21 protein-coding genes are annotated in these 19,223 nt (G+C 31.6%); 7 read left to right on the top strand and 14 right to left on the bottom strand.

Annotation, left to right across the window (positions count from 1 at the left end; genetic code table 11):
- Positions 1–53 precede the first annotated feature (53 nt).
- From D1816_RS15160 to D1816_RS15130, 7 genes are all read left to right on the top strand, one after another.
- Positions 54–1,136 (top strand): CNNM domain-containing protein, encoded by a 1,083-nt coding sequence (locus D1816_RS15160; RefSeq protein ID WP_066319906.1) that lies wholly within the window; start codon positions 54–56, stop codon positions 1,134–1,136.
- On the top strand, positions 1,136–1,618 hold the full coding sequence (locus D1816_RS15155) for a methylated-DNA--[protein]-cysteine S-methyltransferase (RefSeq protein WP_118503914.1): 483 nt from the start codon (positions 1,136–1,138) through the stop codon (positions 1,616–1,618). Before D1816_RS15160 ends, D1816_RS15155 begins: the two co-directional genes overlap by 1 nt.
- A 103-nt stretch (positions 1,619–1,721) precedes the next feature.
- Positions 1,722–3,605 carry a histidine kinase gene (locus D1816_RS15150; RefSeq protein ID WP_066319908.1) on the top strand — a complete coding sequence of 628 codons (1,884 nt, stop codon included), beginning with the start codon at positions 1,722–1,724 and terminating at the stop codon, positions 3,603–3,605.
- On the top strand, positions 3,602–4,360 hold the full coding sequence (locus tag D1816_RS15145; protein WP_066319910.1) for a LytTR family DNA-binding domain-containing protein: 759 nt from the start codon (positions 3,602–3,604) through the stop codon (positions 4,358–4,360). Before D1816_RS15150 ends, D1816_RS15145 begins: the two co-directional genes overlap by 4 nt.
- Before the next feature lie 164 nt (positions 4,361–4,524).
- Positions 4,525–5,436 (top strand): M57 family metalloprotease, encoded by a 912-nt coding sequence (locus D1816_RS15140; protein ID WP_118503912.1) that lies wholly within the window; start codon positions 4,525–4,527, stop codon positions 5,434–5,436.
- 211 nt (positions 5,437–5,647) lie between these two features.
- The gene (locus tag D1816_RS15135; RefSeq protein WP_118503910.1) at positions 5,648–6,808 is read left to right on the top strand and encodes a serine hydrolase; all 1,161 of its coding nucleotides are present in this window, start codon (positions 5,648–5,650) and stop codon (positions 6,806–6,808) included.
- Positions 6,798–7,511: a 3'-5' exonuclease gene (locus tag D1816_RS15130; protein ID WP_118503908.1), complete on the top strand. Its 714-nt coding sequence runs from the start codon at positions 6,798–6,800 to the stop codon at positions 7,509–7,511. The genes D1816_RS15135 and D1816_RS15130 overlap by 11 nt, the downstream gene beginning before the upstream one ends.
- 577 nt (positions 7,512–8,088) lie before the next feature.
- On the opposite strand, the gene D1816_RS15125 is transcribed toward D1816_RS15130, so the two are convergent.
- The 14 genes from D1816_RS15125 to D1816_RS15060 all read right to left on the bottom strand — a co-directional run bounded on the left by D1816_RS15125 (position 8,089) and on the right by D1816_RS15060 (position 19,092).
- On the bottom strand, positions 8,089–9,063 hold the full coding sequence (locus tag D1816_RS15125; RefSeq protein WP_147405039.1) for a hypothetical protein: 975 nt from the start codon (positions 9,061–9,063) through the stop codon (positions 8,089–8,091).
- A 205-nt stretch (positions 9,064–9,268) separates the two neighbouring features.
- Positions 9,269–9,811 carry a DUF4287 domain-containing protein gene (locus D1816_RS15120; protein WP_118503904.1) on the bottom strand — a complete coding sequence of 181 codons (543 nt, stop codon included), beginning with the start codon at positions 9,809–9,811 and terminating at the stop codon, positions 9,269–9,271.
- Between the two features lie 3 nt (positions 9,812–9,814).
- Positions 9,815–10,399, bottom strand: coding sequence for an SRPBCC domain-containing protein (locus D1816_RS15115; protein ID WP_118503902.1), 585 nt, complete (start codon positions 10,397–10,399; stop codon positions 9,815–9,817).
- A gap of 59 nt (positions 10,400–10,458) precedes the next feature.
- Complete coding sequence (locus D1816_RS15110) at positions 10,459–11,289, bottom strand: AraC family transcriptional regulator (protein ID WP_118503900.1); 831 nt, start codon at positions 11,287–11,289, stop codon at positions 10,459–10,461.
- Between the two features lie 157 nt (positions 11,290–11,446).
- Positions 11,447–11,878 (bottom strand): hypothetical protein, encoded by a 432-nt coding sequence (locus tag D1816_RS15105; RefSeq protein ID WP_118503898.1) that lies wholly within the window; start codon positions 11,876–11,878, stop codon positions 11,447–11,449.
- A 75-nt stretch (positions 11,879–11,953) separates the two neighbouring features.
- The gene (locus tag D1816_RS15100; RefSeq protein ID WP_118503896.1) at positions 11,954–12,829 is read right to left on the bottom strand and encodes a sulfate/molybdate ABC transporter ATP-binding protein; all 876 of its coding nucleotides are present in this window, start codon (positions 12,827–12,829) and stop codon (positions 11,954–11,956) included.
- The gene (gene modB / locus D1816_RS15095) at positions 12,826–13,500 is read right to left on the bottom strand and encodes a molybdate ABC transporter permease subunit (RefSeq protein ID WP_118503893.1); all 675 of its coding nucleotides are present in this window, start codon (positions 13,498–13,500) and stop codon (positions 12,826–12,828) included. Before modB ends, D1816_RS15100 begins: the two co-directional genes overlap by 4 nt.
- Complete coding sequence (locus D1816_RS15090; RefSeq protein WP_066319932.1) at positions 13,497–13,895, bottom strand: molybdopterin-binding protein; 399 nt, start codon at positions 13,893–13,895, stop codon at positions 13,497–13,499. Before D1816_RS15090 ends, modB begins: the two co-directional genes overlap by 4 nt.
- On the bottom strand, positions 13,892–14,653 hold the full coding sequence (modA, locus tag D1816_RS15085) for a molybdate ABC transporter substrate-binding protein (protein ID WP_118503891.1): 762 nt from the start codon (positions 14,651–14,653) through the stop codon (positions 13,892–13,894). Before modA ends, D1816_RS15090 begins: the two co-directional genes overlap by 4 nt.
- A gap of 17 nt (positions 14,654–14,670) precedes the next feature.
- Positions 14,671–15,387, bottom strand: coding sequence for a phytanoyl-CoA dioxygenase family protein (locus D1816_RS15080; protein ID WP_118503889.1), 717 nt, complete (start codon positions 15,385–15,387; stop codon positions 14,671–14,673).
- 14 nt (positions 15,388–15,401) lie between these two features.
- A complete protein-coding gene (locus tag D1816_RS15075; protein ID WP_118503887.1) occupies positions 15,402–15,923 on the bottom strand; it encodes a GNAT family N-acetyltransferase in 522 nt (173 codons plus the stop codon).
- A gap of 119 nt (positions 15,924–16,042) precedes the next feature.
- Positions 16,043–17,422 (bottom strand): tryptophanase, encoded by a 1,380-nt coding sequence (locus D1816_RS15070; RefSeq protein ID WP_118503885.1) that lies wholly within the window; start codon positions 17,420–17,422, stop codon positions 16,043–16,045.
- Positions 17,423–17,752: 330 nt separating this feature from the next.
- Positions 17,753–18,514, bottom strand: a complete 762-nt coding sequence (locus D1816_RS15065) for a cyclase family protein (protein ID WP_118503883.1) — start codon at positions 18,512–18,514, stop codon at positions 17,753–17,755.
- Between the two features lie 158 nt (positions 18,515–18,672).
- Positions 18,673–19,092, bottom strand: coding sequence for a hypothetical protein (locus tag D1816_RS15060; RefSeq protein ID WP_066319948.1), 420 nt, complete (start codon positions 19,090–19,092; stop codon positions 18,673–18,675).
- Positions 19,093–19,223 lie beyond the last annotated feature (131 nt).

Here is a 19,223-nt window from a genome sequence, read left to right as displayed (position 1 = left end):
TGTTTGAAAAATACATTGCAAAATCCGTACTTTAGTACAATATTTAAAACAAGATGACCTTATTAATTATTTACGCAGTACTTTCTATTTTCTTTTCGTTTTTATGTTCAATATTAGAAGCAGTGTTACTTAGTGTAACTCCGACTTTTATTAATGTTAAAAAGAAAGAAGGTAAACCATATGCGACTACTTTAGAAAACCTAAAGAAAGATGTTGATAAACCACTAATCGCTATTCTTACACTTAATACAATAGCACATACTGTGGGTGCTATTTTAGTAGGAGTACAAGCAGAACAACTACCCTATAAATTTGAAGTATTAGGGATAAATATGGTAGGTATTGTTTCTGCGATTATGACCATGTTAATTCTAGTGGTTTCAGAAATCATTCCTAAAACGATAGGTGCAACATTTTGGAAACAATTAGGAAACTTTACATCAAAAGCATTAATCGTGCTTATAGCACCTTTAAAATACACCGGAATTTTGTGGTTGCTTCAACTTACAACAAAACTAATAGGTGGTAAAGGGCATCATGGATCCGTACTAAGTAGAGAAGATTTTACAGCAATGGCCGATATCGCAGAAGAAGAAGGTGTTTTTGCAAAGTCAGAATCAAAAGTGATTAGAAATCTACTCAATTTTGAAGCTATTTTAGTAAAACATATCATGACACCAAGAACGGTATTAAAAATAGCTTCTGAAGGTCAAAATGTTCAAGAATTTTTTGAGGCTAATAAAGAGTTGCGATTTTCTAGAATCCCAGTATATAAGGATAAACTTGATGATATAACGGGTTATGTGCTTAAAGATGAGGTGTACAAGGAAATGGCTGAAGATAACCACAATAAAAAACTTGGAGAACTAAAAAGACAATTGTTTATTGTTGATAGAAATATGGCAGTACCTAGCTTATTTGAAAAGCTGGTCGAACAACGAGAGCATGTAGCTCTTGTAGTAGATGAATATGGTTCGGTGAGCGGTTTAGTAAGTATGGAAGATGTAATCGAAACCCTTCTAGGTTTAGAGATTATGGATGAGAGTGATACAGATAAAAATATGCAGGAATTGGCACGTAAAAACTGGGAAAAAAGAGCCAAACGCCTTGGGATTTTAGATGACACTGAAGAATAATGGAAGTAGAAACATGTATAGAAACTCCATTAGGAACCGCCATTATATCTGGTGATGAAAATGGTATTACAAGTGTTTCAGTAACAAAAGAACCTAAAACAAAACCATCACAAGATAATATCCCGGTTTATTTAAAAGAAGCAGTACTTCAATTACAAGAATACTTCAATGGCGAACGAGATGTCTTTGATCTCAAATTAAACCCATCAGGAACCGAATTTCAAAAAAAAGTCTGGGATGAACTATTAAAAATTCCATTTGGTAAAACAGTATCTTATCTTGATATCGCCAAAAGATTAGGAGATCCAAAATGTATTCGCGCAGCAGCTACAGCTAATGGTAAAAATCCATTGTGGATCGTGATACCTTGTCATCGTGTTATTGGTAGCGATGGTTCACTTACAGGATATGCAGGGGGACTATGGCGAAAAAAATGGTTACTTGATCACGAAAATCCAGTCAAACAACAATCCTTATTTTAAAGATGCGTTATATCTCTAATGATTAGTAGTAGATATGAAAAACTCATTGTGTTTGATTGTAACGTGTGTCTTAATTCTTATAAAGAGTTATAGTCAAAAAATAGTGGATTTAGATTCAAAAGAGATCTCGTTAGAAATCAATTCTGTAGATCAATTGATCAATATAGCAGATAGTCTTAATAATTCTAAAAGTTTTGGTAAGGCAGAGGTGTATTACAGAAGAGCTTTTGATCTAGCAAAAAAAAGAAAACGCAAAGACGAAATGATTACCGCTGGATTTCGTTTAGAGCGTTATACTCGTACTTCGTTAAAACAATATAATAAAGCTCAGGAAATTTTAGATTTTTTGTTAATATATGGTATTAAACACAATGATGAAAACTGTGTGGTACGAAGTATCATTAGATACGGAAAATTAGATCAAAAAAAATTACAATTTATTAGTGCATTGAAGTATTATAATTTAGCGATGTACAGAGCTAAAAAAATAAACAACAATAAACTATACTGGGATGCGCTCACAGCCAGAGGTTTGCTATTAATAAATATTGGAGACCTGGCGCAGTGCAGAAAAGATTTTAAAGACGCATTGCAGTATATCGATAAAGAAGAATCCTCGATATACGATCAAAGTATTGGATATAGCAATATAGGGTCGTCTTTTGGGAATTCGCAACCAGATTCGGTAATTTACTATTCTAGATTAGCAACACAATTTTGTAAAGATGATAGAACTTCTAGATCGTGTAAAATAGCATATAATAATATGGCGTGGGGATATTATTTAAAGGGTAAACCTAAAATAGCTCTCGATATGATAGAGACTAATATTGATTTGAGTTCTATTGTACAAAATGAGAATGATAATTTACGTCCCGCACTAATGCATACTCTAGGGTCTATTTATTTTGACCTTGAAGAGTATACGAAAGCAATAAACTATTTTGAAATCGCACACAAAGATTACATTGGCAAAGGGGATATTATAAATATTGTATTGACCAAGGAAGATTTATCTAAAGCCTACGAAAAGATTGGAAAATTAAAGTCGAGTATCGAGATTTTGAGAGAAATTAGACCATTGACCAATGCCTTGGATAGTCTTAAAATCATAAAAGAAATTGCAAAAATAGAAAGTAAGAGTATTGTAAATGTCAAAGAGGCAGAAATATCTAACTTAGAACAACAAAATGTTGAAATTGTAAAAAGAATAGATAAAACCAGAGTTTTTAGTTATGTTTTAGGAAGTTTTTTGATGTTAACATTATCTGTTTTTTTATACCGAGGACATAAAAGTGAAGTTCGATTTCATCAACTTAATAAAGAGTTAAGTCTAAATAGACTTAAATCTTTAAGATCAATGATGAATCCTCATTTTTTGTTTAATTCATTTAGTACGTTACAGAACTATATCCTGAAAAAAGATAGTCTTAAAGCCAATGATTACATGACAGAATTTTCGAACTTGATTCGAAATATTCTTTCAAGTTCTGATAGCATATATATTAGTTTTCAAAAGGAACTAGATATTTTAAAATCATATATCAAAATAGAGCAGGAACGATTCAATGAAAGTTTCGAAGTTTCTTATTATATTGATGATAAATTGATCAAGGATAACCCAACAATACCATCTATGGTTGTACAGCCATATATAGAAAACGCAATAATTCATGGATTTTCACATGCCGAAGAAAAAGGAATTTTAAAGGTATCTTTTATCAAAGAAAATGACATAATTATCTGTAAAATTCTTGATAATGGCATAGGTAGAGCTAAGGCCCAAGAGATAAAAAAACAAGGAAATAATACCATTCATCTATCTATAGCAACAAGAAATACAGATGAGCGATTACGACTCTTAGATAAAATTGGGTATCAACCTGCCAGTGTAACCATAAATGATTTGTTTTATGAGCATGGAGAATCGAAAGGAACAGAAGTAGTGATAGTATTACCAATATTGAATAGTAAAGTAGAAGAATGATAGAAACGCTAAAATGCATAATTATAGATGATGAACAGAAAGACAGAGAAAATATCCGAATGCTTCTGGAATCATATTGTCCCCAAGTTGAGATTATTGGAGAAGCTAGAGATAGGCAATCAATTTTGACCATATTATCACAATTAAAACCGGATTTAGTATTTGTAGACATTCAATTGGGAGCGATTTCAATTTTTGACATTTTAAATGAATTAGATAGTATTACTTTTAAAATAGTTTTTGTAACAGCTTTTGATAAGTATGCAATTCAAGGATACCAATATGATGCTATCGATTATTTGTTAAAACCTGTTGAGGCAAAACGACTAGTTAAGGTTATAGATAAAACATTTAGACTTAGAGATCGTTTGCGTTCTGAAGAAAATAAGATAGACGAGTTTAAAGATTTATATGCTAAGGTCATGGAGCCAGCAAAAATATCTATCACAGATGCAAAAGGAGTTCATATGATTAAAACCATCGATGTGCTGTATTGTGTTAGTGACGGAAACTACACTACCTTTATTATGATTGATGAGACAGAAATAGTCATTTCTAAGAACTTAAAACATTTTGAAACCAAACTTAAAGATTATAGCTTTTTAAGAATTCATAAATCGTATTTAGTAAATTTAAATCACATAGATTTTTTGGCAAAAGAACAAGGAGGATCTGTGGTTATGAAAAACGGAAAATCCTTACCAGTATCGAGAAATTGTAAAAAAGAACTTTATAAAAAAATGAATATATTATAAGTTTGGTAAGGTAAAACTATGTTAATAATACATTTACAAACTACATTAATGTAAATAAAACTGCATTTTATACATCTAAATAAGCAGTTCAAACAATAGATGTGATTATGTTATTAAAGACAACTTAGATTTGTCTTTATATCGGTAACACAAATTACATTTATATGAAACTCAACTTTTTTAAAACAGGTATAATACTCCTGTCGACTGTTACGCTATTAACTACTTCTTGTTCTAATGAAGAGTTTGGAACTCCAGAACAAGTAAACGTAACTAACCTTCCTGATAATGTATTAAATAAAGTATTGGATTTGCAAATGGATCCTTCTCTCTTTAATTATCAAGAAATACAATTATTTGATGGGTCAACAAAAAAAATAGTGATTACATCAGGAGATATGGCAATTGATGTTGATAGATTTTTAGCAATTCCAAGTAATCAAGGAGGTTTAAATGCTAAACAGTATAGATCTCAATTTTTAATTGATACAGATAAATATCCTACCGTGGATATCATTGCATTTATTGGTGAAGGTCCTTTTGGTTTAAGTCAATTAGCCCAAGATGGATTAGTAGCTGCAGTTCAAAACTGGAATGAAGTCTCTTCTAAATTAGAGCTAACACTTACTTTTACCACAGAACCAACATTCGATTCAGATGTTTTTGAAATTAGAGTAAACACTGCTTCTGACATAAACTCTGATGGATTAGCAGATTTTCCTAATGCAGAAGGAAAACCAGGTCCTTTTGTTTTAATTAATAGCAGGGTTAATGCTAATTTTCCTGATGGTTTCGAGCACCTTCTTACTCATGAAATAGGGCACGCAATTGGTTTTAGGCATACAGACTGGAATTCTAGACAAAGTTGCGTAGACCAAGGATTAGAGACAGAACCAACGGTAGAAAACGATCTTCCTGTACCATCTATAATATTTGGAACGCTTCCTAGTATACCAGGTATTCTAGAACAAGAAAATTCTATAATGAATGCTTGTTTCAACTTTAGAACAACCGATGGAGAACTTAACTTTAATGACAGATCTGGACTAAGATTTTTATACCCTAAGTATTATTAACTCAACTCTCAACTCAATTCAACTGTAAACACATAGAAAGAGCGCTCTAAGAGCGCTCTTTCTACATTATAAAAGCAAAGAAAATACAATTTGTTTAGCATATTAAATAATTCATGCAGTTTCATTTTTTGAAACTGTTATATTTTATCATTGCGTTCTAAGTCGTTCGTTTTTTTTAATTAAATTGGCTTAAAATCAACTTTATATAAAAATGATTAAACGTATACTCAAATTCTTTTTAAAGGGACTTCTTGCTATTATACTCTTATGTGTAGTGTTATTGTACATTTTTGATTCAGAATATATTCTTAAAGGAGTTCGTGTTGTGTATATGACGGGCCACACAACTGCGTATTTAGACGATTATCGTTATTTTGATAATCGCACTATAGAAAAAGGAAATGCAACTATTCCCTGGGCTATACATAAACAATATAATGCCGTAAAAGCAACTGATAGATTACATAAAACCAATCAAAAGTTTGGAACTATTGCCTATATGATTATTAAAAACGATAGCATATGGTATGAGAAATATGCAGAAGGGTTTAATGAGACATCTAAAACAAACTCCTTCTCTATGGCAAAAAGTATGGTTACTGCTATGCTTGGAAAAGCTATTATGGATGATTATATTAAGAGTTTAGACCAACCATTAGGAGATTTTTTTCCGGAGTTTTCTGAAGGTCTAGCGGCAAAAACTACAGTAGGAGATTTATCTTCAATGTCTTCGGGATTAAACTGGGAAGAAAGTTACAAAAGCCCATTCTCGATAACAGCCAAAGCATATTATGATACAAATATTAGAGAAGTATTATTGGGATTAGAAGTTACAGAAGAGCCGGGTCAACGTTTTAAATACTTAAGTGGTAATACTCAACTATTGGGTATGGTGATAGAAAAAGCTACCGGTAAAACCTTATCTGCTTATTTAAGCGAAAATTTTTGGAAACCTATGGGAATGGAGCAAGAAGCAATATGGCAATTAGACAGTGAAAATAGCGGTATGGAAAAAGCGTATTGTTGCGTAGCTAGTAATGCAAGAGATTTTGCACGTTTTGGTATCTTGTTTAAAAATAAAGGTGTTTTTGCCGGACAACAAATTTTACCAGCAGAGTTTACAGAAAAAATAACCAAACCTAGATTTGAAAAAGATGATATGTATGGTTACGGTTTATGGATATCGGATCATTTAGATAAAAAAATCTTTGCCATGAGAGGAATTTTAGGACAATATGTAATCTGCATCCCAGAAGATAATGTGATCATTGTCCGATTAGGGCATCAAAGAGGAGGACCTCAAAAATCGTTTAGTGAAGACTTCTATATTTTTATTGAAGAAGCTTATAAAATGTTAGCGCATGCTTCATAAATTAGACCTAGAACATATTTTGTTTTTGGATATAGAAACAGTACCAGAACATAAAGATTTTGATGATCTTAGTGATGAAATGAAGTATCTCTGGGCTGACAAAACAAAATATCAAAGAAAAGAAGATTTTTCTGCAGAAGAGTTTTATGATCGAGCAGGAATATGGGCAGAGTTTGGTAAGATTGTCTGTATTTCTGTAGGATATTTTACATTTAAAGGTGAAACTAGATCGTTTAGGACAACTTCTTTTTATGGAGAAGAAAAACAATTGTTACTAGATTTTAAAAACCTTTTAGAAACACATTTTAATAGGCCCCATCATTTACTTTGTGCTCATAATGGTAAAGAGTTTGATTTTCCATATATAGCCAGAAGAATGATTATTCATAGTATTGCGCTACCATATAAACTTAATCTATTTGGTAAAAAACCATGGGAAGTGGCACATTTGGATACTTTGGATCTTTGGAAATTTGGAGATTATAAGCATTATACATCATTAAAGTTATTGACAGGAATTTTAGGTATACCTTCGCCAAAGGATGATATCGATGGAAGTCAAGTAAGACAAGTGTATTATGAAGAAGGAGATATCGATCGAATTATTATTTATTGTGAAAAAGATACTGTAGCTGTTGCACAAATAATACTACGTTTGCGGCAAGAAGAGTTATTAAGTGAAGATGAAGTGATTTCTGTCTGACATTTTCATAAACTTCTGTATTTTTATAAAAATCAGATGTAAAAAAAATTCCCCCTCCATAAAGGAGAGGGATTTTTTGTAATTATATACCCGTCGTGTCCCCCAACAAACCCAAATTAACAACCTTGCAAGTATATACATTTGAGCCTTTTCCCTTCGATATAATTACTATGTAGCAGGGTGGAAAATAAATACCCTTACCATATATTAATATCATTAAGCTAATTTAATAGCTATTGTAATTTAATAGTAAATAATAGATCATTACATGATCAATACTGAGTGATAATGTAGCTAGAAATTTAGCTGCTTTTGAATAAAACCTTAAGTGAAAAGATGAGTGTGTGTGAGAATATTTTGATGAGACAAATATAGAAAAATTATTTTAACAAGACGAATTATTTAGTTAACATTTTTTTAAGAGTTTAAAATAGCCGTTTTTAGACTAATTTTTTTGATTTGTTTACAAGGGTAAGTCTTTTTATTTCTATGTTTAAATGGTTATGAGCTCCACAAAAAACATATGGTATATGATGATTCTCATTGCGTTTTTTTGTAATAGTTCTTATAACATAATCTAAAAACATGGTGTTTTTTGATAACTTTTATCATGAATGATAGTAAAATTGAAAACTTTACTATCTCGACCTCTGGTATATTTTACATAGTCCCATACTCCAGAATGAATTATTTCATATCTCCCATTTATCTCAGGCCCGCGAGATTCACTATATACCAATTCGTTATATGTTGTTGTATAACTAGGATGCCCTTCCTTAAATTCTTTTTTCACAAATTGTAATCTCATGGCATCTTTCTGCCCCTCATAACGTACATTAAGAGCTATTTCTTTCTTTGAATACCCAATGGTAATGTTAGGAGTGTTACCATCATTGTTTTTAAAGCAAATAAAATGATCGATTTCTTCTTTAATTGTGGGATTCGATAAAGAATTTTTATAGGAAGTTTCAAGAGTTTTGGTTGCAATCTCCATGGTTCGTTTTAATTCCTTGTCAAATTCGGCAGACTTTGAATCGACATGTTGGCCATCAGGCTTGATCCATCGTATCATCTTGTTATCCCAAAAATAAAATCGAGATTCTTCAACCGAGGTTTTTGTATCATCAAACTCAGGTTGTGTTGGAGGAGCATTATATGCATGTTCTTGTGAATACATAAAATACAATTTATCATCAAGGAAATAAAATTCATGTTTCACCTTTCCTAAATGCCCGAAGTAAACAGTTTCAATTAGCCTTATTTTCTTATCTGATTTGAAGATGGTTAATTGCCCTCCTTCTGAAGAGTTTTCAAAATCATCAAGGTCTTGACGATGATATGAATGTTTGTTGTAAAGAGTCTCTTTATATAACTGACGAATTTCTGCAATTATCTGTTCATTAGTTTTAATTGGATCGCTAGCACTATTGACATTGTTTTTTAAGTTATTTTTTGTGCTTTCTGCTCTAGGAGATGAGGTATTATCCTTACGGGTTGTATTGTTTGAGCAAGAAATAAGAAATATCGAAAAAATACAAACTACTTTGAACATAATTACTTTTTGTGTGATTTTAATATTAATAATCGTGTTTTGCAAAACAAAGATTATACCATTGTAGGCTTATGTATAAAAGAAAAAGTTTTAAAAATATACGTTTAGTATTGTAAATATATAAACTCTCTAAATAATGTAGATTGATAAATTATACATTAAGATTTAAATCAATAGATAAAAATGCTTAATCCTTTTGTTTTTTTTATTCTGCTTTTTGGTATGCCTCTTTAAGCCAGTGGATTAATTCATCGTCAATTTCGGCTATATTCGTTATTCGAACTCGATGTGTACACATGGCGCCAAAAGGTCCAGAATTTTCAAGTCGATCGGTAGTTGGTTTATCTTTTAATTTTAGTCCTAAATCGATTCTTGTTTTAGTTGCAGGTTTTATTAAGGCAAATTGCTTTTTCCTAATAATACTTACACTATTTTTTTTAGGTGTTATTTTGATGTCTTTTCCGAATTTTTCGACGATAACAAGTAATTGTTCATAAATAGGTTTTAGGTTTTCTTTACCTAAGTATTGTTTATGCACAAGGTCTGATGGCGTATCTGTATTTTCTTTTGATAATTGTATGATAGTATTCGCAAAACCATGTGTTACACCATGTTCTTTTTTTAAAAACGTCATTGCTTGTCCATGTTTTTCAAAGGCCTTACTTTTTAAGATTTTTTTCCACTCTTCTAATGTCTTCCCGGTCTTTTGAGGCATATTATTGATCATTGTTTGTAGTGCTTTATCCATGACTTAGTGTTTTACAGGTTTACCAGTTTCTAAATAGGAAATTAAATTTTGATATGACATTTCGTTGCCTTGAATAAAAAAAGCCATAAGTTTATTATATTCAGGATTGTTTTTGTATCCAATACCATATGAAACTACCTTTGTTACAGTACGCTCAATTTCTTCAAAATAGATAATATTATAAAGATCTTTTTCATCTTTTTTCATAATTTTTGGAAAATGACTTGAAATCTCTGCTTGTAGTGTGATAAGTCTTTTTGGTACATAGTTAAGAACATGTAACACTATTGTGGTTGGGTCATTAATAGTAGCTTTCTTGTTATAGTTAGTTTTTATGGTACCATTGATTTTGAAATTAACTTCGGCGATGGGTACAAATGCACTTTCCCATCCTTTTTGCGTAGTAAAAGCGTTCCAAACAGAATCAAGAGAAACATTTACTTTAAATTCTTGGATCAATGCTAATTCGTTGATGTACGTAGAATCAACTCTAGAAATAACTCTTTTTTCTGAATTTATAGTTCTGTTTTGAGAATAAGAAATACCCCATAATAAAAGGAAATTTACGGCACATATTATATTTTTCATCTAGTATGTATTTACGATCTTAAAGAAAGCAAATCAAAATTATGATGTATAGTAAAAAATTAACCTTCTCTATCTAAAGGAAAAAAATTGGGTTCTCCTTTATCATAATCTTGATCAATAAATTCTTGTGGATTAAAACCAGAGAACTCTTTAAATTCTTTGATAAAATGTGATTGATCAGAGTAGCCAAATTGATACGCAATTTGCGACCAATTTATTTTTTTTTCTTGTCGAATTTGTTGTAGAATTTCGTTAAATCGAACTATTCTATGAAAAACTTTTGGAGTAAGTCCGCAAAACACCTTCATTTGATCAATAAAATGTTTTTGTGTTTTGGGATAGCTATCCACAATTTGTTTATGCTGGGATAGTGGTTGGTCTATGAGTTTCTGTATTGTAGATAATAGTTCTTTATTGGGTAACTTATCGGTATCAAATCTTTTTAACAGCCAATTTTCGGCAAGGTCAAATTTTTCTTTTGGAGTAGAATTTTCTACAAGTGATTTTCGTAGTTCTAAAATTTCTCTACCTAAAATTTCTTGCGCCCCACGTACTTGATTATTAAGTTTATAAATAGGAATATTTAAAAATGGATACGCGCCATAAGGTTTAAATTGGATTACAAACATCTCTGAATTTTGATGAGCAGAGATAGATAGGTAATTTTTATGCATACCTGAAATCCAAACTTTAGTAAAAGTACCATTGGGTTTTAAGGAGACATTATCAAAAGTATTTCTAGATATCCCATCCAATTCAAATATGATAAAAACATGCCCAGTAGGAACCACTCTTTCTATAGAATGATCTGGTATAAAGTCTTTAAAATAGAAAATAGACTCTATATAATTTTGTAATGAATTTTGTAGTGTATGTGTTTCAAAAATCAATGCCTCCTATAGTGTTTATGTTTGCAATAGAATGATTGTTATAAGATTAGTTTTTACTTAGTTTAAAGTACGAACTAATTATTATAATGTAGTAAATATAGAATTCTCTTTATGAAATACCTAAAAACAAGATTTTTACGCACATTAAGCAATAGGGTTATTCAAAACTCTCTTGTGTGATAGTAAATTCAAATTTAGTTAACCCATAGCCAGTTTCGAAATCTTCTCTTCCAATAATAGTCCAATCATCATCGGATACGGTAGAGATTGTTAGTAAGAGATTATTTTCTTCTTTTGGAGTTTTATAGAATTTAATCTGGTTAAAAGTATATGATGGAAATGGATTAAACCCAAAAGCACCGTCATTAAATACTATGGTAGATGTTTTGCTCTTGATAATTTTGGATTGATCGGGTTGATTATTAAGTTGACCGTTAAGAGTAAAAACAACCTCCAAATCAAGATCACTTTGATTGGTAATACTATATTCTGCTGCCCCTGCAGGTTCAATAATTATTCCGCTATCATCACTTTTAGTACAACCTATGAACAAAAGTAATGACAGAGTTATAGTAAACTTAAATTTCATATATTTTGGATTATAAAGTTCATACTTTAGAGAAGTTTTATAGATGTTGTTTTTGAAAATACGTTGCGTTCTTTATTAAAGAACTTTCTGAATTACTGGATTAAAAGCTTTTGAAGCAACAATCACGGTATCTCCTGTAGTTAAGTTAGCGATTTCAGATTCTTGAGCTATTACTTTTACAACATTAGTGCCTATTAAAACGGTAACAATAAAGACAACTTCTTCTTTTTGTATACTTATGACTTCTCCTGTAAATTGAAATTTAGCGCTCATTTGATGCGTAGCAAATATGGTAGAAGGTATTCCTGATTTAATTATTTTTCCTTGTTCTAGAAGACAAACACGATCCGATAATTTTATAATTTCACCAATGTTATGACTCACCAATATTGTAGTGAGTTTATATTTTTGATGAACCTTTAAAATATAGTCCTGAAGTTTAATTCGCATTTTAGTATCTAATGCAGATAAGGGTTCATCCAGCAATAGTATTTCGGGTTGTTGTACCAATGCTCTTGCCAATGCTACACGTTGTTGTTGTCCACCAGATAAAGTGCTAGGTTTTTGATGCTGTAATTCTCCTAACTCCATCATATCAATAAGTTCTGTAATAATGCTGTTATCCTGATGCTTTTCTAGAGCATATTCTAAATTTTTAAGAACAGACATGTTAGGAAACAGCGCATAATCCTGAAACACAAAACCTAATTTTCGTTGTTGGGGTTTGAGATTGGTTTTTTTACTCGTGTCTAACCAAACAACATCATTAACAACAAGTTTACCGTTATCAGGAGTTAGTAAACCGGATATCATTCTTAAGGTAGATGTTTTTCCTGCCCCTGAGGCACCATAAAGTGTCACAAATTCTCCAGGAGTAATAGCTAAATCGATATCAAGAGGCATCATGCCTTTTGCTGTATGTAATTTTTTATGCAACAGCAATTGAATCATCTATTCATTTTTTTAAGATACCCACCATTAATAAGATATACGATTAATAAAATGCTAAAAGTAATGATCAGTAGTATTAATGAATAGGTATTGGCAGTGCTATAATTTAATGCTTCAACTTCATCATAGATAGCAATAGAGGCTACTTTCGTTTTACCCGGAATATTTCCCCCAATCATCAGTACAACGCCAAATTCTCCTATTGTATGTGCAAAAGAAAGTACAGTACCTGTTAATAAAGCGGGTTTAATATTGGGTAAGATAATCTTTAATAATGTTTTAAATTTAGATTTACCAAGTACATACGACGCTTCTTTGTATTGTTTTGGTAGACTTGATAATCCAGCTTGTATAGGTTGTACCATAAAAGGCAAGCTATAAAAAATTGATGCAATAACAAGCCCTTCGAAAGAAAATATAAGATGTAACCCTAACCATTCACTCACCCAGTTTCCGAATGTATTTGACGGGCTAAAGGCTAGTAATAAATAAAACCCTATTACTGTGGGCGGAAGCACCAACGGCATGCTCACCAGGGTTTCAATAACAGGTTTAATTTTTGATTTTGAATACGCTAACCAATACGCCAAAGGAATGCCTAAAAACAACAACAATACTGTAGTTATTAATGCTAACTTAAAAGTTAATATTAAAGGTTCCCAATCTATCATTCACTTAATAAAATTTCGTTGGTCTTAATCATAGCAGTAACGTGATTACCTTTTGTAAGACCTAATTGGTTAACGGCTTTTGTTGTAATTACAGAAACGATGTCTCCAACACTTGTGTTAATTACTAGTTTGCTTAATAAAACACCTTTATCTACTTGGGTGACTTGTCCTATAACTTTATTCTGTAAACTTAGATATTCTGGGGTTTGGGTAGCAATGATAACTTCAGTTTCTTTAAATAATACCTTAATAGTGGCTCCTAATTTAAGATAAGAGGCGGTTTCGGGAGTTTCTACGATAATCGCAGTAAAAAATACATCGTTTACTCTAGTAGTAATAAGTGCTAAGCTTCCGTTTACTTCAATGGTTGATATTTGTCCAGTAAGTGTATTCATTTTTCAGTCACAAGGTATCCAAAATTTTCAAGAATTTCTTTGGATTTTAACGAGAATAGATACTCATAAAATTTGGTTGCATTTTTTGATACTTTTTCCTTTTGTATTAAAATTACCGCTTGTGCAATAGGAGTGTAGCTGTTTTTAGGGATTGAGATCCAATTGCCTTTTCCTTTCATTTGAGGTGATAATACTACTGATTTGGTAGTAAAACCAACTTGAGCTGCTCCAGAAACTATGAATTGATTGGTTTGCGAAATACTTTCGCCATACACTAATTTGTTCTGAATTTGAGGATAAATATCATAATGTTTTAATACAGAAATTGCTGCCTCACCATAAGGGGCTGTTTTTGGATTTGCTAGTGCAATATGTTGAATATAGTCTTTATCTAAAAATTTAAGATTTGGTCGTAGCGTGTCAGAAATAGACCAAAGTATCAGACTACCATGAGCATAAATTTCAGGGGGGCTCGTTGCAAATCCTTGAGTGTATAATGCTTTGGGATATTTTGTGTCTGCAGAGATAAAAATATCATATGGGGCGCCTTCTTTAATTTGTGCGGTAAGTTTTCCTGATGAGCCAATCACTATATCACAAGAAATCCCGGTTTGTTCGGTAAAAGATTTAACAATTTCTTGTATTGCAAATTGCATATTTGCAGCTGTGGCCACAGTAATTTTTGCATGATCTTTTTTTGAGCACCCAACAGATAAGATGAATGAAAAAAATAAGATGATCTGTGTGAAGTTTTTCATTTGAATTTTAGTATCTATTATAATTCAAAACGTTCTTGCCAATTTAAGGAGTTTTCCAGTTCATGGTTACAGAATTCTAAATGGATCACACGTCTTCGCTTACCATTTGTAGTCTTATTGGATGCATGTAAAGTCAAAGGTTTCATTAGCATTACACCACCTTCCTCAATAACGCAAACGTGTTCTGTTTCTATATTCCAGTCAATGGATTCGGGACGATATATATTCTTTAAATGTGATTTAGGAATTACCTTTAGTGCACCATTGTTTTTGTCTGTTTCATCTAGATGAACTCTTAATGTGATGGTGTTTTGTAAAATTTCAATAGGTGGTTGAACGCCGTACTGGCCTCTTTTGAATGTCCAATTAGTATATCCTGGAATATCGATTTTTTTGTTTACCGAAATACTTAAATCTTGATGATACCCAACAAACCAATTAGATGTACTTGGTTTGTCAAAATAAATAGCTTTGGTTAAAAAGTACTTGGTGTCAAATAATTCTGACAAAAGGTTTGTTAGTTTTACATTAAATAACAATTCCCGTAGTCTAGGAACTACATTGTTTAGTTGTCTTATAGCAAATAAGTCTTTAGTTCTTAAAAATGACTCTTCTTTTTTTTGAGAGTGTTTTATACATGTTGCTATTTGATCAATTTCGGATTCTGTATATAAACTCTTAATGATTGAATACCCATTTTCTTCTAAAGCTTTTTTATTTAGTGTATAATCCATTTTCGAATTTATAATTACTTATTTTTTTTCATCCAAGATATCTTATCGATCTTATATCTTCGATTATTACAGTTATCATTGGCATTAAAGAATTCTTTATCACGATATAAGAACTTATCTAAAATCTTTGCCGATCTACTATTATCTATGGTGACATCTGCGGTAATTATATCGCAGTTCATAGTATAAAATCCATAATCAATTAGTCCTTTGGCAATCTCGGTTCCGTATCCTTTTCCCCAATACTTTTCTCTTAAACGATATCCAATTTCGTCTTGATTTGCATCATTTTTTAAAAAAGCACATAGACCGATAAAATCGTTTTCAAGTTTACTCTCGATTGCCCATACTTTTGTATCCGAAGTCATATGATCAATGTTCATAACACAATGTAGATGTTTATCACTATCTTCTCGTGACATTGCTGGCCTTGGAACAAGGTTCATAACATTCGGATTGCCCATCATATCAAAATATGCATCTTTGTCTTGTATAGTAAGATATCTAACAATAAGCTTTTGTGTTTCGAAGATCATAAAAACTAGTTATATAATACAAAACTAAACTTTTTAGACGTGCTATTTTTTATTAGATTAAGAAATTAAATGCCCTACTCATTCGGGTAGGGCATTTAGTAATTTGCCAAACTTGATTTTTAGGACAATTTTTCAAGTTCTACAGTAAAATGCCTCATAATTGGTGCTTCCCAGGTGATGTCATACCCTCTTTTTGCCTCATTTCTAGTTTCAAATACATTTTTAATAGCTATAGCAATGTATTCTATATGGGATAAGGTATATGTTCTTCTAGGAATAGCTAAACGAACTAATTCTAGTTTGGGATACCGGTTATCTCGAGTTATAGGGTCTCTATCGGCTAGAATAGTTCCTATTTCTACACTTCTAATTCCTGCGGTGATATATAACTCGATGGCCAATGATTGTGCGCGATATTCTTCTTGAGCGATATTTGCTACAAATTTATTAGCATCTAGATAAATCGCATGCCCACCAAAAGGTTGTTGAACTGGGACTCCAAATTCTACAAGACGCTTGCCTAAATAATGTACTTGGTTTATCCTGCTTTCTAGATAGGTAAATTCTGTAGATTCTTTTAGCCCTTCTGCCAATGCACCCATATCTCGTCCAGACATTCCACCATAGGTTACAAATCCTTCATACATGATGTTATATGTAACACAGGCTTTATATACTTTTTGACTTTTTAGTGCTATAAAACCACCCATGTTCACGATACCATCTTTTTTAGCACTCATTGTCATCCCATCTCCAAAAGAGAATAGTTCTTTTACAATGTCTTTAATAGATATATTTTCATAACCTTTTTCACGTGTTTTTATAAAGTAGGCATTTTCTGCAAATCTAGCAGAGTCAAAGTATAGAGGAATATTGTATTGCTTACATAAAACAGAAACATCATGAATATTCTGCATTGAAACAGGTTGCCCTCCTGCAGAATTGCAGGTGATGGTTATAAGCACAAATGGAATAGTATTTATTTCGTTAGATTGAAACACATGCTCTAACTTTTGAAGATCGATATTTCCCTTAAAAGGATGCTCTATAGTAGTATCAAACGCTGCATCAATTGTGCAATCAACAGCATGCGCTTTTCTAAATTCGATATGGCCTTTTGTGGTATCAAAATGGGAGTTTCCGGGGATAAGATTTCCTTCTTTAACTAGAGCAGAAAATAAAACGTTTTCTGCTGCTCTTCCTTGATGTGTGGGTATGAAATATTCAAAACCAGTAATTTTCTTAACGGTGGTTTCTAATTTTTCAAAAGACTTAGATCCTGCGTAACTTTCATCTCCCAACATAATTTCTGCCCATTGTTTATCAGACATAGCGCCTGTACCAGAATCGGTTAACAAATCAATAATCACCTGATCACTTGATAGTTTAAATAAATTGTATTTGGCTTTTTTTATCCAAACTTTACGTTGCGCAATGGTAGATTGATTGATAGCTTCTACCATTTTTATTTTATATGGTTCTATATATGGTAATTTCATGTCTAAACTGATTTTTTAAATAGGGCATGTGATACAAAGCGATTTGTATTTTGATCGTATATCAAAAACTATTTATACACGCGATCTACTTTATAACATTTTAGAACCTAATCCTAAATTGTATAGAGATGCACTGCCCAGATATAATATTAATAATTGAAATAAATAAAATGAAAAAGTACCTTATTTAAATAAAGGGTACAGAGTGTTATAGATAAAAGTAAGAGTCTCTACTTTTAATATTTAGATAAATGCTATAAAGAGAAGTTATACTATTTTTCATTTGTAGTACTTTATAGTTTATAAAATTAAGAAAAATAAAATTAATGGCTAACCTAACAGGGCTACTACTCGCGCAGGTGCAGCGGATGCACCAACTATTTTTAAAGGAAAAACAGCTATTTTGAAGCCACTATAGGGTAAGGCATCTAGATTAACCAGCTGCTCCATATGACAATACTCTTTGTTTTTTCCAACAAGGTGTGCTTCCCAAAATAATTCTGGGTTTCCAGTTTCTTTGGCTTTTTTCATCATATATGGCAAAGGTAAATCCCACCCCCAAGAATCTATACCCATGACTTTTATGCCTTGATCAATAAGCCATTCTGTAGCTTCGGCACTCATCCCAGTTCCAATTTTATGAAAATCTTTAGTGCCATTATAGATATCACGTCCAGTTTTAATAAGTACAATCATCTCTGGAACAATATTAAGTTTGTTTTCAATTAAAAACCCTTGGATATCAGCAACAGTGATAGGGTCAAAATCTGCTTTATGTTTCATATCTATTACTAAACCTTCGCCGTAGCACCAATCTAGAGGAATTTCATCTATAGTTTTAGATTTTTTTCCATTTGTAGTAGGGGAGTAGTGCCAAGGGGCATCGATATGAGTGGTGGCATGAACTCCCATTTTTTGTATACTATCGTCTGCCCATCCTATAAAATCTTTAGGGAAAAGCTTAAAAGGTAAACCAAGAATACGAATCAACCATTTTGCCTTTTTATGCGGTTTGTGCTTAATTTTTACACGCATAAACCAAGGATCAGATTTGTTATATTGTATAGGTTTGGATAGGTCTACAATTTTCATGTTGGTTAATTAAAAAGAATATCAAAAAATCATTTTGTAAGCTATGAAATTTAGTAAATAATTATTGATTTTTGATATTCTTCAACCTGTAACTTTTTTAAATATTTCTGTTGAAATATAGCAAACACTATCAAAGACTTTTTGAGTAAAACAATGTTCTAATTAATGGTTATCGAGTTTTCCCCCTCGATAAGAGATACATGACAACAATCGGCACCTACTATAAAATCTGAACTAATAACTTCTTTGTCATTAATAAATCCTTTAAAATTTATTTTCAATGTTTTGTTTCGAAACTCGTTTGAGTACCGATCACTAAATATTGGATAACTTCCATTTTTTCTCATTATCTCCCATTGATTTTCAAAAATTTCTAATGTAAGATCATCTCCAGTTTTAACATTTGTCACTTTAAAAACGTCCAATGCAACAGGATTATCAGAACTATCTTTTATCTCAACAGTGATAGTTCTAAAATCAAAAGTGCATACTGCTCCATTACATGATGATGTATTGTCATCAGTATTGCTACAACTGGAGAAAAGCAACAAAGAGGTTAGAAAAAATAAATATTTCATTGTGATTTAAATTATGTTTTTCATTAGTTAGATGCAGAACCAACTTAAAGGTTGCATAAAATAATTGTCAATGACCGATTTTTGTGCCGTTTTAAGAAATGCAATTTTTAGCTGTAGCGGGATTTAGAAAA

It is taken from the genome of Aquimarina sp. AD10 (genome assembly GCF_003443715.1).
Taxonomy (GTDB): domain Bacteria; phylum Bacteroidota; class Bacteroidia; order Flavobacteriales; family Flavobacteriaceae; genus Aquimarina; species Aquimarina aggregata.
This window is presented reverse-complemented; position numbering and strand designations above follow the sequence as displayed.

Bases quoted from the DNA above. Each gene is read 5' to 3' on its own strand.
- D1816_RS15160 (WP_066319906.1), top strand. From the start codon at position 54: ATGACCTTATTAATTATTTACGCAGTACTTTCTATTTTCTTTTCGTTT.
- D1816_RS15155 (WP_118503914.1), top strand. From the start codon at position 1,136: ATGGAAGTAGAAACATGTATAGAAACTCCATTAGGAACCGCCATTATA.
- D1816_RS15145 (WP_066319910.1), top strand. From the start codon at position 3,602: ATGATAGAAACGCTAAAATGCATAATTATAGATGATGAACAGAAAGAC.
- D1816_RS15140 (WP_118503912.1), top strand. From the start codon at position 4,525: ATGAAACTCAACTTTTTTAAAACAGGTATAATACTCCTGTCGACTGTT.
- D1816_RS15135 (WP_118503910.1), top strand. From the start codon at position 5,648: ATGATTAAACGTATACTCAAATTCTTTTTAAAGGGACTTCTTGCTATT.
- D1816_RS15130 (WP_118503908.1), top strand. From the start codon at position 6,798: ATGCTTCATAAATTAGACCTAGAACATATTTTGTTTTTGGATATAGAA.
- D1816_RS15125 (WP_147405039.1), bottom strand. From the start codon at position 9,063: ATGTTCAAAGTAGTTTGTATTTTTTCGATATTTCTTATTTCTTGCTCA.
- D1816_RS15120 (WP_118503904.1), bottom strand. From the start codon at position 9,811: ATGGATAAAGCACTACAAACAATGATCAATAATATGCCTCAAAAGACC.
- D1816_RS15115 (WP_118503902.1), bottom strand. From the start codon at position 10,399: ATGAAAAATATAATATGTGCCGTAAATTTCCTTTTATTATGGGGTATT.
- D1816_RS15105 (WP_118503898.1), bottom strand. From the start codon at position 11,878: ATGAAATTTAAGTTTACTATAACTCTGTCATTACTTTTGTTCATAGGT.
- D1816_RS15100 (WP_118503896.1), bottom strand. From the start codon at position 12,829: ATGATTCAATTGCTGTTGCATAAAAAATTACATACAGCAAAAGGCATG.
- modB (WP_118503893.1), bottom strand. From the start codon at position 13,500: ATGATAGATTGGGAACCTTTAATATTAACTTTTAAGTTAGCATTAATA.
- D1816_RS15090 (WP_066319932.1), bottom strand. From the start codon at position 13,895: ATGAATACACTTACTGGACAAATATCAACCATTGAAGTAAACGGAAGC.
- modA (WP_118503891.1), bottom strand. From the start codon at position 14,653: ATGAAAAACTTCACACAGATCATCTTATTTTTTTCATTCATCTTATCT.
- D1816_RS15080 (WP_118503889.1), bottom strand. From the start codon at position 15,387: ATGGATTATACACTAAATAAAAAAGCTTTAGAAGAAAATGGGTATTCA.
- D1816_RS15075 (WP_118503887.1), bottom strand. From the start codon at position 15,923: ATGATCTTCGAAACACAAAAGCTTATTGTTAGATATCTTACTATACAA.
- D1816_RS15070 (WP_118503885.1), bottom strand. From the start codon at position 17,422: ATGAAATTACCATATATAGAACCATATAAAATAAAAATGGTAGAAGCT.
- D1816_RS15065 (WP_118503883.1), bottom strand. From the start codon at position 18,514: ATGAAAATTGTAGACCTATCCAAACCTATACAATATAACAAATCTGAT.
- D1816_RS15060 (WP_066319948.1), bottom strand. From the start codon at position 19,092: ATGAAATATTTATTTTTTCTAACCTCTTTGTTGCTTTTCTCCAGTTGT.